The organism is Aeromonas sp. R6-2 (genome assembly GCF_040908155.1).
GTDB classification, from domain to species: domain Bacteria; phylum Pseudomonadota; class Gammaproteobacteria; order Enterobacterales; family Aeromonadaceae; genus Aeromonas; species Aeromonas schubertii.
This window is the reverse complement of the sequence record NZ_JBFODE010000032.1, coordinates 1-13,044: the sequence shown is the minus strand read 5'-3', so window position 1 is coordinate 13,044 and position 13,044 is coordinate 1. Positions and strand designations below refer to the sequence as shown.

Genomic DNA, 13,044 nt, shown 5'->3' with positions numbered 1-13,044 from the left:
GTTCGGCTCTTGTCTGTGTGAACACTGTTGTTGGGGTTATCCGGGGGCAAAAGCAGCCGGGCGGGAGTCTTGCTCCCGCCCTCGTTGGTTAGATTTTGCACGCCCCGCTGGCACAACCGTCATCTTGCAGATCGGTCTGGGTGTCGTCGGCACCGTCCCGGGTGTTGTGGTAGTAGAGGGTCTTGACCCCGTACTTGTAGGCGGTCAGCAAGTCCTTGAGCAGTTGCTTCATGGGGACCTTGCTACCCTCGAAGCGGGCCGGATCATAGTTGGTGTTGGCGGAGATGGCCTGATCCACAAATTTTTGCATGATACCGACCAACTGCAGGTAGCCATCCACACTCGGCTGTTGCCACAGGAGCTCGTACTGATCCTTGAGGCGGCTGTACTCGGGGACCACCTGCTTGAGGATACCGTCCTTGGACGCCTTGACCGAGACCAGGCCGCGCGGCGGCTCGATGCCGTTGGTGGCGTTGGAGATCTGGCTGGAGGTCTCACTCGGCATCAGGGCGGTCAGGGTGGAGTTGCGCAGACCCACGGTGCGGATCTCTTCGCGCAGGGCTTCCCAGTCGTAGTGCAGGGGTTCGTTGCACAGGGTGTCCAGATCGGCCTTGTAGGTGTCGATGGGCAGGATCCCCTGGGCATAGGTGGTCTCGTTGAAGGCCGGGCAGGGGCCAAACTCACGGGCCAGCCCAACGGATGCCTTCAGCAGATAGTACTGGATCGCCTCGAAGGTACGATGGGTCAGGGCCAGGCCGGAGCCGTCGGAGTAGCGGGCACCGTTCTTGGCCAGGTAGTAGGCATAGTTGATGACGCCAATCCCCAGGGTGCGGCGGTTCATGCTGCCCTTCCTGGCGGCGGCAATCGGGTAGTCCTGATAGTCGAGCAGGGCATCGAGGGCTCGCACCGCCAGATCGGCCATCTCTTCCAGATCGTCGAGCTTCTCGATGGCGCCGAGGTTGAAGGCAGAGAGGGTGCACAGGGCGATCTCGCCGCTCTCGTCGTCGATGTTGTTAAGCGGCTTGGTGGGCAGTGCAATCTCGAGGCAGAGGTTGGACTGGCGTACCGGGGCGACGCTCGGATCGAACGGGCTGTGGGTGTTGCAGTGGTCCACGTTCTGGATGTAGATGCGACCGGTACCGGCACGCTCCTGCATCATCAGGGAGAAGAGATCGACCGCCTTGAGGGTCTTCTTGCGGATGCCCGGATCCTGCTCGTACTTGACGTAGAGCGCTTCGAACTTCTCCTGATCGGCAAAGAAGGCGTCATACAGGCCAGGTGCATCAGACGGGGAGAACAAGGTGATGTCACCGCCCTTGATAAGACGCTGGTACATCAGCTTGTTGAGCTGCACCCCGTAGTCCATGTGACGGACCCGGTTCTCTTCCACGCCGCGGTTGTTCTTCAGTACCAGCAGGCTCTCCACCTCGATGTGCCACAGGGGGTAGAAGAGGGTGGCCGCACCGCCACGCACACCGCCCTGGGAGCAGCACTTCACGGCCGTCTGGAAGTACTTGTAGAAGGGGATACAGCCGGTGTGGAAGGCTTCGCCGCCACGGATGGGGCTGCCCAGACCACGAATACGGCCGGCGTTGATACCGATACCGGCACGCTGGGAGACATAGCGTACGATGGCACTGGCGGTGGCGTTGATAGAGTCCAGGCTGTCGTCGCACTCGATCAGCACGCAGGAGCTGAACTGGCGGGTCGGGGTACGCACACCGCTCATGATCGGAGTCGGCAGGGAGATCTTGAAGGTCGAGACCGCATCGTAGAAACGCTTGATGTAGTCAAGACGGGTATCTTTCGGATACTTGGAGAAGAGGCAGGCAGCCACCAGGATGTAGAGGAACTGCGGGCTCTCGTAGATCTCGCCGGTGACGCGGTTCTGGACCAGATACTTGCCCTCCAGCTGCTTGACGGCGGCGTAGGAGAAGGTCATGTCACGCCAGTGGTCGAGGTGAGCATTGAGCTCCTCGAATTCGGCCTGGGTGTAGTCTTCCAGCAGGTGCTTGTCATATTTGCCCATGTCGACCAGTTTGGCGACGTGGCTGTAGAGGTGGGGCGGCTCAAACTGGCCATAGGCCTTCTTGCGCAGATGGAAGATGGCCAGACGGGCAGCCATAAACTGATAGTCCGGGCTCTCCTGGGAGATAAGATCGGCTGCCGCCTTGATGATGGTCTCGTGAATGTCGGAGGTGCGGATGCCATCATAGAACTGGATGTGTGACTTGAGTTCGACCTGAGAGACGGAGACGTTGTCGAGTCCTTCCGCGGCCCAATCCAGCACGCGATGGATCTTGTCCAGATCGATGGGCTCTTTGTTGCCGTCCCGTTTCGTCACAAGCAAGTTCATGAGAGATGACCTTCTATTGTTAGTTTCCCGAAAATCCTCACCCCATATTGGGAACAACATGGGGTGAGGCACAAGATGTAGATGTTTTTTGTTGGCTGAAGCACAAGATAGTGAGGCAAACACGCCTTTGCAATCCATCTATACTGCACTTCCTGTGGATAAATTGTGGGTCTCTGCGCCCTGTTAGTGGCTGCTCACAGCGAGTGGTTTGCCCTCCCTTTCATGGCGTTGTCGTGTCGGCAGGATCCTCCCCCGACAAAAAAAACCAAATTATTTGGCTTGACGACAGGTGGCTTCGCCACAAGGGGAAGAGGGTTGTCGCAGATTTCATCAGCTCACTCCCGACGCTCGACCATGTGGTCAATGTTTGCCCAACTTGTGTTCCAGCGCCTCCAGGGTGAGCTGGCTGATCCCGCGAGCCAGCACAGAGAGATCCGGCTGGGGGTTAAAGAGCTCGGCGATGGTGTCGCAATAGCGCTGATAATCCTCCGGCTCCCCCTCCTCGATGATGATGGTCAGGGCCTCATGCAAACCGGCCAGGGCGGCCAGGTGATCCGCGTAGTGCTGATCCGGCAGTTGTCTGACCCGCTCTATCAGGCGGCTGACATGTTGACGCAGTTGGGGAGGGAGCTGCTCGGGCAGCGGGAGCTCCCCGTCGTGTACGAACCCTTCGATACGGTAACCAAATTTGGGCAGGGTGATGAGTTGCAGCGGTGGCGGCAGGCTGCGCCTGAGGTTGGCGATAGCCACATTAAGAGAATTGGGGCCGACAACCTTGCCGGGCCAGCCATGCTCGAGCAGAGCCTGACGGCTGACGGGGTCGCCATTGGCCTCGACCAGAGCCGTCAGGAGTCGGGTCTCGGCACCGCCGAGCCGGATAAGACACTCATCATCCTGGGTGATTTCGCCGCTGATGAGATCGATAGCGTATGGGGCAATGTGGATTTTCATGCTCTGTGTGTAATTTGTTGTTGTAATGTATTGCTCACTGTTGAGTGGCATGCAGTTTGGCATGCAGGTTCGGGGTCGGACAATTATCCCGTGGGCCCATTTTGAGATTTAATGAGTTTTTTAGCTTTTTAGGAGGGACTGTTCCCCCTTCACCACAGGGCCGCTAGAATGCGCTCCTCGCTCATCTTCTGGATTGAACTCTCCATGACCCAGGCCCCGGATCACTCAGTCAACCGCCTGCGCACCGTCCGTCTTGCCCGCTCAACCCGACCCTTTCTTGCCCGTGGCGGCAGCGTCAAGCGTTGCCTTGGCTGTCTGTTGCAGCCGGGGCTGTGTGCCTGCCATTTACGGCCCGTGATGCACTCTCGCGCCGCTTTCTGCCTGATCATGTTTGATAGCGAACCCCTCAAACCGAGCAATACCGGGCGCCTCATCGCCGATGTGCTGCCCGACTCGACCCATGCCTTCCTCTGGTCCCGCACCGAGCCGGATCCGGCGCTGCTGGCCCTGCTCGCCCATCCCGACTACCAGCCTTTCCTGGTCTTTCCCGATTGCGAGAAGGCTCCCGAGCGGGTTCTTCACACGCCTGTGCTTGAAGAGGGCAAACGCCCTCTCTTTATTCTCCTCGATGGCACCTGGCGTGAGGCGCGGCGCATGGCCAACAAGAGCCCCTATCTCGACGCCTTCCCGGTGCTCTCGGTGCGTCCGGAGCAGCTCTCGACGTATGGCATGCGGGTTGCCGCCCACGACGAGCACCTGTGCACCGCCGAGGTCGCCGCCTGTGTGCTCGAGAGTGCGGGCTTCGGCCGCGAGGGGGCGGCCCTGCAGCAGTGGTTCAACCTCTTTAGCTGTCGTTATCTGGCCGGAAAATTGCGCCGTTCCCCCGACGATGCGCTCCTGTGCCAGGCCCTGGAGGCATGGCAGGGTTAATTGATTCCTGATGGGAATAGGTTGCCTGCCGTCGTTTCGCTGTGCCGGGGGAGGGAAGGGGAGTAACATCGCGCCATTGCTGATGATGAGGTGACCAATGGAAATGGAATTAATGACTCTGGTGATGCTGTTTGGCGTCGCCCTGCTGGCGGGATTTATCGACTCGATCGCCGGCGGCGGGGGACTGCTCACCGTGCCGGCACTGCTGGCCACCGGTATGCCGCCGGCTCTGGTGCTCGGCACCAACAAGTTGCAGAGCAGTTTTGGCTCCTTCTCTGCCACCCTCTTCTTTGCCCGTCGTGGCATGCTCGAGTGGCACACCATTTGGCCTGCGGTGATCGCGACCTTTGTGGGGGCCGCAGGAGGCTCGCTGGCGGTGCAGACCATCGATGCCGCCGTGCTGGAGAAGATCCTGCCTTTCCTGTTGATGATCTTCGCCCTCTACTTCATGTTTTCACCCCGGGTGAGCGATGCCGAGAGTCAGCGCCGCCTCTCCCCCTTGCCCTTTGCGTTGTTGGCCGGCGGTGGGGTCGGGTTTTACGATGGCTTTTTCGGGCCCGGGACCGGCTCCTTCTTTGCCATCGCCTTTATCGCCCTGGGGGGTTACGGCATGGCCCGTGCCACGGCCCATACCAAGTTGCTCAACTTCACCTCCAACATCGCCTCACTGCTCTTTTTCGCCCTGGGGGGTAAGGTGGTGTGGAGTGTAGGGCTGGTGATGGCGGTCGGTCAGTTTCTGGGGGCCAGACTCGGCTCCCGGTTGGTCATCAGCAAGGGGGTAAAGCTGATTCGTCCTCTGCTGGTCTCCGTCTCCCTGGTGATGTCGGTCAAGCTGCTGCTGGCACACTACCCTCAGCTGCTCACCATCTGACGGGAGGTGAAGTGGGCGCCGATGGCCTCCATCAGCCGTACCAGTCGATCTCGCTTGAGGGCGTTGGGGCGGTAGATGAGGTGCAAGGGGCGTGTCAGCCCAGCAAGGGGGCGCCGTGGCTGCGCCTCATCCCCCAGTTTGTCGAGCAGCCCGGCCGGTAACAGCACGGGGGCCACGCCGGCGCGGGCCAGCTCGATCAGGGCCTGGTAGGAGTCCAGCTGCATGCGCGGGCGCAGTCCCTGCTCCTCCAGGGTCGCAGCCAGATAGGTATTGGAGGGGTTCTCCAGCTCCATGGTGAGGATCCCCTCCCTGAGGGCCTGCTCCTCATCTCCGACCAGGTAGAAGGGCTCGTCCATCAGCCGGGTGGCCAACAGGCCGTGGCCATTGGGAAGGCGTCCGGCACAGATCCCGAGCAGGGCATCGCCGGAGCGCACTCTCTCGATGATGACAGGGGTGTGGTGGGTGGAGAGCACCAGAGCCTTGTCCTGCTGGCGGATATACGCGGCGAAGAAGGGAGCCAGATAGCCTGCCAGCAGCGTCTCGGAGCAGGCGAGCGGCAACGGGGTGTGATCGCTCATGGCCCGGTTGTCCGAGATCTCCCCTTTAAGCTCCTCAAGCAGCGGATTGACGCGAGCCAACAGATCGCGGGCATCGGCGGTGAGACGGATGTTGCGGCCATCCGGCTCCACCAGGCGCTTGCCAAGGCGCCCCTCCAGGTTGGCGATGCGCTTGCTGACCGCCGATTGACTGATATAGAGGCGACTTCCCACCTTGCCCATGGTTCCTTCGCGGGCCAGCAGATAGAGGGTTTCCAGTCCTTCCAGCAGCATGATGACTCCCCAGTATGACGTGCTGCCGACACGTTAGGGCGTCAGACCCGCCACGGCAAGCGCCGCGGGGCAAACAAAATGAGATTGCCCAGCACAGAGCAGGTGACTCCGACCCAGGCTGTCGTTGTCCAGTGATACCCCTCAAACCAGGTTGACAAGGTCAGGGCCACCAGAGGAAAGAGCACGGTAGCATAGGAGGCGTTGGCGGCGCCGATGCGTCCGACCAGGGTGAGGTAGGCGCAAAATGCCACGACCGATCCGAACAGCGCCAGATAGATGAGCCCGGCCAGATAGCGCCCGCCGTGGGGGATAGTCAGTGTCTCACCCCTGACGAGGACCCAGAGAGACAGCAGCCCCACGCCGTAGAGCATGCCCCAGGGAACCAGTTGCAGCACAGTGAAGCCGGCCCGCTGGCCACGGGCCGAGACCAGGTTGCCAAGGCAGAAGCAGAGGGTACCCGCGCAGGCGAGCAGCAGGCCGAGCCGGGGTGTCTGGCCATCGCCTTGGCGCAGCTCGGGCCAAAACAGCAGCAGGGTGCCGCTCACACCGAGCAGGGCGCCGAGGGCCCAGCGCCCAGAGGGGCGCCTCTGCTCGAGCAGCCACAGCAGCAGGCCACTCACTATGCTGGCACTGGCAAATACCACGGCCGAGAGGCCACTGGGGATGAAGCGGGTGGCATGGTAGAAGCACAAGAAGTTGGTGGAAAAGAGCAGCACCCCAAGACCCAGTGCATAGGTGTGGCCGGCAAGCGGCAGGTGCAGGGGACGACGGGCCGCGGCCAGAATGGCAAACAGGGCCAGTGCCGCCAGTGCGAAGCGGTAAAGCACCGACACCTCGATGGGCACCTCACCGAGTTGCCAGCTGATGGCAATCCAGGTCGAGCCCCAGATAAGGGTGGTGGAGAGATAGAGGGCAAGGTTCATGGAAAACTCCTGACGAGGGTGAGAGACACCACAGTGGCGCGTCATACCGGGCTCTGTCTTGCAGCAGAGTGCGCCTTTTGCAGATTCTTGCGCTTTTGTTCACGCCCTCTCTCGCCCCGCAGGCCGGTATGGTTAGAATGAGCCTCAACGGAGAGGGGGCAGCATGGGGCAGGATGGCGTCTATCAGGCATTGCAACGGACCGGGGCTCGGCTCGAGGCCGAGTGCTGGCTGGAGCCCGAGCTTGGCGCGGCCCGCTGGCGTAATCGCTTCGATCAGACGCGCTACGACAAGCCGGGCCACCACACCCTGAGCGTCTATCTCGAGGGTGGGGAGCAGACCGAGCGCCTCGATGGCCCGCGCGGGCGCGGGGGGGTCGGCAAGATCTGCATCATGCCGGATCAGCATCAGTCGGAGTGGCTGGTACGCGACGAGTTTGCCTTTTTCCACCTCTACTTCACCCCGGCCCATCTGGTGCGTATTGCCGAACAGGCGTGCGATCGGGAGGGGCGGCACCTCGAGCTCGAAGACAAGACCTTTATCGAAGATCCCTTGCTGGCAAGCCTGGTGCAGGGGCCTCTGCTCGCCCTCGACTGGTCCTCGCCACTGGATAGACTCTCCCTCTCCCATTGTGCCTGGATGCTGATGCTGCAGCTCTATCGCTGCCACACCCGGGCGGCCCCCCGCTTACCCCGGATCCGGGGAGGCTTGGCCCCGGTGATGGTGCGCCGGGTGTGCGACTATATAGAGCAGCACCTGGGCGAGCCCGTCACGCTAGCCGAGCTGGCCGGTTTGGTGCAACTGAGCGAATACCACTTCGCCCGGATGTTTGCCACCAGTGTCGGACTACCTCCCCATCGCTATCTCGCCACCCGCCGGCTGACCCGGGCCGTGGAGCTGCTAAAGGGGAGGCTGCCACTGGCAGAGATCGCCCTGCGCTGCGGTTTTTCCTCCCAGGCTCACTTCGGCAATCGCTTCAAGGCAGCCTTCGGACAGACGCCGGGGCAGTGGCGAGCCCAATGGTCATCTTGTTGTCATATGCAGCAAAGATAGTGGTGGCTGCAACCCAAGGAGAGAGTCATGGGACATAAAAAACGTCAGCTGCGTCATCGTCAACTCTGGTTCAGCCACTGGAACGGGCCTGTGTGGCATACCGCCCCCAGCGAAACGGCACAAAATCGCCAAACGCCTCACAGTTCCCGGTAATAAGCACGCTCAACACATAGGTTTTTGGGCCCGGCTTTGTCACTATTGGATGAAAATGACCAGCCGGACTCCCCCTGAATGTATCTGGAACGCATCGATATCCGCAGTTTTCGCGGGATAAACCGCCTCTCGATGGGGCTGGATCAGACCACAGTACTGATAGGGGAGAACGCCTGGGGAAAGAGCAGCCTGCTGCGGGCGCTCTGGTGCCTGTTGGGGCAAGAGGCCGAGCCCTATCAGTTTACCGCCGATGACTTCTACCGCCCCGAAGACCCCGGTCTGCCCCTGGCCGATCATGCCCAGATTGTCCTCACTTTCTGCGAGTTCCGTCCCGATATCGCCCTGCACTCCAGCCGCCTGGCGCGACTTGCCCCGGCCTGGGTAAAACACAAAGACAAGTTCAACCGGATCCACTATCGGGCCATGGCGGTGCGCCTCGAGAGTGGCGAGATAGAGACGCGCCACGATTTTCTCGATAGCGCCGGCAAGGCACTGACCTTGAATGAAGTCGGGCTGGTCGAGCAGCTGATCACCATGAACCCGGTGTTTCGGCTGCGCGACGCCCGCGCCGCCAGGGCGACCGAGCCTGCGCTCAACGGTCAGTGGGAGCAGTCATTGAGCGATCTGAGCGAGCGGATGCAAGACGATCCCCAGGGGATCACGGAAGGGGAGCTCAAAGGGGCGCTGCAGGCGGTGCGTCACCTGATGGAGCACTATTTTCGGGCCCTCTCGCCGCTCAAACACAAGCCTCGTACCCAGCGCGAGATCATCAACAAGCCCATGACCCTGCGTCACCCGGCCAATTTGCACGATATGCTGGCCAGCTCCGACAGCCGGGCCTTGCAACTGGCCATGGCCGGCGTGGCGGGCGCCCTGTTGCAGGCACGCGGTAACCGTGAGCTGGAGGAGGGGGCGCGCCCCATCCTGATCCTCGAAGATCCCGAGAGTCGCTTGCACCCCACCATGCTGGCCCTGGCCTGGGGGCTGCTCGAGCAGCTCCCCGGGCAGAAGTTGCTCACCACCAACTCGGGGGACCTGCTCTCCTCGCTTCCGCTCTCCGAGGTGCGCCGTCTGGTGCGTCGGGACGGGGATATCCAGTGTCACCAGCTTGGTGGCGAGCGCTATAGCAGCGACGATCTGCGCAAGATAGCCTTTCATGTGCGCATCAACCGCCCCATGTCCCTGTTTGCCCGCTGCTGGCTGCTGGTGGAAGGGGAGACCGAGATCTGGCTGCTCTCGGAGCTGGCCCAGATCTGCGGTTACAGCCTGAGGGCGGAGGGGGTGCGCATCATCGAATTTGCCCAGTGCGGGCAGACACCCCTTATCAAGATTGCCCGTGACTTTGGTATCGAGTGGCATCTCCTGGCCGATGGCGATGAGGCCGGCGTCAAGTATGCCAACTCGGTGCGCGGGCAGCTCAAGGGAGAGCGCGAGCGGGATCGTCTAACCCTGTTGCCGGCGGCCGATATCGAGCACTACCTCTATCAGCATGGCTTCGAGAGTGTCTATCGGCGCGAGGCCGGGGTCGGCGACAAGACGCCGCTGAGCACAGGGCGCATTATCGACAAGGCTATCCATCATCGCAGCAAGCCGGGGATGGCCCTGGCCGTGGTGGAGGAGGCGGAGCGGCTGGGTGAGATCCCCCCCGTGCTCAGGCAGATGTTTGCGAAAGTGGTCGCCATGGCGCGTGGTCAGAGTTGATGGATTGGGCTGCCGGGGTGAATTGGGTATACTGCGCGGCTCTTGTCTCAGGAGTCTTGCCATGTTTGCTCAACTCACTCTCTGGCTCTACCCTCTGCTCGGCCTGATGGCCTGTGGCGCCTTGTTGTTGCTGGGGGTCGTGCTGTGGAAAGGGGATCTCTGCCCCGGTCAGCGCGCCCGGATTTCGACCCAGATCTTCTCGGTGTGGGTGATGACGGCCCTGTCGGTGTTGCTGGCCCTCTCTGCCGGCGCCCCTCTGTGGCTGATCGCCCCGGCTGGGGGGGCGGTGATCGCCGGTTTTGCTCTCGCCATCCTTCAGTCGCGCCTCGAGGCCAAGCGCTCCATTCCCTCTGGCTGGTTTGCCGTGCCGGCATTGCCGCTCGCCCTCTATGGTCTCTTGCTGATGGCCCGTGAGGGCGGGGCAGCGCTGACCCAACTCATCGTGCTGGGCTGCGCCTTCGCCCACCTGATGCTGCTTCGTGCTCGTCATCGGCTGCAGGCGTTCAACCTGCTGTTGCCTCTTGGGGGGCTCGTCGGCGCCCTGGCGGGGCTGGTATGGCTTGGCGTCGTGACCCTGATGCAGCAAGATGCGGCCCTGCTCGATACCCTGATCCCCTGGGTGCTGGGCTATAGCCTCCTGATGATCATGGGGCTAGGGATCTGGTTCTTCCCCCTTCTCAGCCGCCGTGACAACGCCCCTGTGGTGCTCTCCACCACCCTCTTTATCCTGCTCCTCTCCCAGTGTGCCGGGGCCCGTCTCTTCGCCCTCATCTAAGGCTTGCTCAGGCGGGGCAGAATCCGGCTGCCCCGCTGACCAGCAGGCAGCAGCTGCGCTCTGCCAGCCGATAGTGCCCCTTGATCATGACCAATTCACTGCCGAAGGAGACGATGTCCTGGGGAGTGGGCAGGGCCGTATCGAGGATGCGATGCCACTCTCCACCGACCCCGCGTGGGGGGGCCGGCAGTTTGAACTCCAGAGGCTCCCAGAAACTGTTAAAGACCAGATAAAAGGCGAGCCGCTCCTCCTTGGAGAGGGCTGACATGGCGATGGCATGAGAGTGGCCGCCCCAGTCCGGTTGATAGCACTCCACCCCATGCCAGCAGATCTCGCTGTGGCGCAGGATCTCGGCCAGAGAGTGGGGCATGCCATCTTGTTCGGGGCGAGCCAGCAGCTGCTTGCGATAGAGGATCAGCTCCCGCATGAAGCGCAACATATTCTGGGCGCGGCTATCCCACTTCCACTGCATCCAGCTCAAGGGGGTGTCCTGACAGTAGGCGTTGTTATTGCCTTCCTGGCTGTGGAGCACCTCATCGCCCATGAGAATCATGGGAGAGCCCACCGAGAGCAGGGTGGCCACCATCATATTCTTGGCCTGTCGCAGGCGCAGGGTATTGATCTGCGGATCTCCCGTTACGCCTTCATGGCCATGATTCCAGCTGAAATTCTCATTGCAGCCATCGCGATTGTGTTCACCGTTCGCCTCGTTGTGCTTCTCGTTGTAACTGGCCCAGTCCCACAGGGTAAAACCATCGTGACAGGTGACGAAGTTGATGCTCTTCTCGGGATCCGCGTGGTGGTAGTGGTAGATGTCCGGACTGCCACACAGTCGCTCGGCAAAGGCCCGGACGCTGTTGTCATCGCCACGAATAAAGCGGCGGACATCATCGCGAAACTGACCGTTCCACTCACGCCAGCGGGCACCCGCTATGCTCCCCACCTGATAGAGTCCACCCGCGTCCCAGGCCTCGGCGATGAGTTTGGTGTCAGTGATCTGGGGATCGGTATCTATGGTGCGTAGGGTCGGGGAGTTGGTCACCGGCATGCCGCTCTCGTCGCGGGAGAGTATTGAGGCCAGATCGAATCGGAACCCGTCCACATGCATCTCCTGACGCCAGAAGCGCAGACTGTCCATGATCATGCGAAGGGCCACCGGGTGGGCGCCGTTAAAGGTGTTGCCGCAGCCCGAGTAGTTGGTGTGGTGCATCTGATCGTTCAGGATGTAGTAAGCCTCATTGTCGATGCCGCGATAGCAAAAGGTGGGGCCATCGTCCCCCCCCTCGGCGGTGTGGTTGTAGACCACATCCAGAATGACCTCGATCCCGGCCCGGTGCAGCGCCTTGACCATGTCGCGAAACTCGGTGACCGGATCGCTGGTGGCGGCATATTGCGCGTGCGGCGCAAAGAAAGAGATAGGGCTGTAACCCCAGTAGTTGGCAAGGCCAGCGGGAGCATCCTGGGGATCAAACTGAAAGATGGGGAGCAGCTCGACGGCGGTGATCCCCAACTGTTGCAGATAAGGAATCTTGTCGATGAGACCCAGGTAGGTGCCGCGGCGCTTTGCGGGGATCCCTGAGCCGGGATCACGGGTAAAACCGGCCAGGTGCAACTCATAGATGACAGAACGCGAGAGGGAGTGGGCGGGCAGTTCATCCCCTTCCCAGTCGTAGTGGCCCAGATCGACCACCCGGCTCTTGGCGCAGCAGTGCAGATTACTGCCCGGTCTGGCTGCCGCCAGACGATCGTAATTGGGGGGAAGCTCGACAGCCCGGCTATAAGGGTCGAGCAGCACCTTGTCTCGATCAAAGCGGGTCCCGTTATAGGGACGCCAGGGTCCGTGGATACGAAAGCCATAGCATTGGCCGGCCCCAATGCCGGCCACATGGATGTGCCAATAGTAGGCGGTGCGATTGAGGCGGGGAGAGAGAGGGATCACGGCCGGGTTGGTGTCGGTCTCATGAGCAAAGAGCAGCAGCTCGACATGGCTGGCGAGGCGTGCCCAGATGGCAAAGTTGACCCCATCTCCCTCGAGGTGTGCCCCCAGCCGGGTGCAGTGGCCGCGTGAAATCCTCATAAGACTGCTCCTTTGACGCCAGTGCCTCACAGTCTAGTCAGGGATAAGTGTGGCTGCCTCTGACGCCTTATTACCCAAGGGTTGTGCGAGAGTTGCTCATCTTGCCGCTCAAACAGGCAGTCAGTTAGTTTCATCAAATATTTTTATGAATATTCCTTGCAATATGAAGCGCGCGCCCTATTATTGGCGACCTCGGACGCGGGGTGGAGCAGCTCGGTAGCTCGTCGGGCTCATAACCCGAAGGTCGTCGGTTCAAATCCGGCCCCCGCAACCAACTTAAGCCGCAAGGCACAGGCTTCGATGTTCTGCTCACATCGAGGTGACAATTCGGACGCGGGGTGGAGCAGCTCGGTAGCTCGTCGGGCTCATAACCCGAAGGTCGTCGGTTCAAATCCGGCCCCCGCAACCAACTTGAGCCGCAAGGCA

The 13,044-nt window shown here is 61.4% G+C and carries 10 protein-coding genes and 2 tRNA genes; 7 read left to right on the top strand and 5 right to left on the bottom strand.

Translation table 11 applies throughout. From position 1 onward, the window contains the following. Positions 1–88: 88 nt before the first annotated feature. Positions 89–2,356: a class 1a ribonucleoside-diphosphate reductase subunit alpha gene (nrdA, locus tag AB5Y48_RS06895; RefSeq protein ID WP_368164064.1), complete on the bottom strand. Its 2,268-nt coding sequence runs from the start codon at positions 2,354–2,356 to the stop codon at positions 89–91. Between the two features lie 360 nt (positions 2,357–2,716). Then, complete coding sequence (locus tag AB5Y48_RS06890; RefSeq protein ID WP_368164063.1) at positions 2,717–3,307, bottom strand: transcriptional regulator; 591 nt, start codon at positions 3,305–3,307, stop codon at positions 2,717–2,719. A 204-nt stretch (positions 3,308–3,511) separates the two neighbouring features. Between AB5Y48_RS06890 and AB5Y48_RS06885 the strand changes: the two genes are divergently transcribed. Together AB5Y48_RS06885 and AB5Y48_RS06880 are read left to right on the top strand one after the other, a co-directional pair. After that, a complete protein-coding gene (locus tag AB5Y48_RS06885) occupies positions 3,512–4,237 on the top strand; it encodes a tRNA-uridine aminocarboxypropyltransferase (RefSeq protein WP_368164148.1) in 726 nt (241 codons plus the stop codon). A gap of 97 nt (positions 4,238–4,334) precedes the next feature. After that, positions 4,335–5,108 carry a TSUP family transporter gene (locus tag AB5Y48_RS06880; protein ID WP_050667494.1) on the top strand — a complete coding sequence of 258 codons (774 nt, stop codon included), beginning with the start codon at positions 4,335–4,337 and terminating at the stop codon, positions 5,106–5,108. Here the strand turns inward: AB5Y48_RS06880 and AB5Y48_RS06875 are convergent. Continuing rightward, complete coding sequence (locus tag AB5Y48_RS06875; protein ID WP_368164062.1) at positions 5,090–5,938, bottom strand: LysR family transcriptional regulator; 849 nt, start codon at positions 5,936–5,938, stop codon at positions 5,090–5,092. The two genes, AB5Y48_RS06880 and AB5Y48_RS06875, sit on opposite strands and share 19 nt — an antisense overlap. A 41-nt stretch (positions 5,939–5,979) precedes the next feature. After that, complete coding sequence (locus AB5Y48_RS06870; protein ID WP_368164061.1) at positions 5,980–6,861, bottom strand: DMT family transporter; 882 nt, start codon at positions 6,859–6,861, stop codon at positions 5,980–5,982. A 163-nt stretch (positions 6,862–7,024) separates the two neighbouring features. On the opposite strand from AB5Y48_RS06870, the gene AB5Y48_RS06865 reads away from it, so the two are divergent. From AB5Y48_RS06865 to AB5Y48_RS06855, 3 genes are all read left to right on the top strand, one after another. Then, entirely contained in the window at positions 7,025–7,912 is an 888-nt protein-coding gene (locus tag AB5Y48_RS06865; protein ID WP_368164060.1) for a helix-turn-helix domain-containing protein, read from the top strand. A 231-nt stretch (positions 7,913–8,143) separates the two neighbouring features. Continuing rightward, positions 8,144–9,766: a DUF2813 domain-containing protein gene (locus AB5Y48_RS06860; protein WP_136613630.1), complete on the top strand. Its 1,623-nt coding sequence runs from the start codon at positions 8,144–8,146 to the stop codon at positions 9,764–9,766. A 61-nt stretch (positions 9,767–9,827) separates the two neighbouring features. Continuing rightward, positions 9,828–10,541: a hypothetical protein gene (locus tag AB5Y48_RS06855; protein WP_368164059.1), complete on the top strand. Its 714-nt coding sequence runs from the start codon at positions 9,828–9,830 to the stop codon at positions 10,539–10,541. A 7-nt stretch (positions 10,542–10,548) separates the two neighbouring features. Here AB5Y48_RS06855 and glgX read toward each other — a convergent pair whose 3' ends face one another. Beyond that, positions 10,549–12,618, bottom strand: coding sequence for a glycogen debranching protein GlgX (gene glgX, locus AB5Y48_RS06850; protein ID WP_224163707.1), 2,070 nt, complete (start codon positions 12,616–12,618; stop codon positions 10,549–10,551). A gap of 197 nt (positions 12,619–12,815) precedes the next feature. Between glgX and AB5Y48_RS06845 the strand changes: the two genes are divergently transcribed. Both AB5Y48_RS06845 and AB5Y48_RS06840 read left to right on the top strand, forming a co-directional pair. Then, positions 12,816–12,892, top strand: a tRNA-Met gene (locus AB5Y48_RS06845). A gap of 58 nt (positions 12,893–12,950) precedes the next feature. After that, positions 12,951–13,027 (top strand) — tRNA-Met (locus AB5Y48_RS06840). Positions 13,028–13,044: the final 17 nt, after the last annotated feature.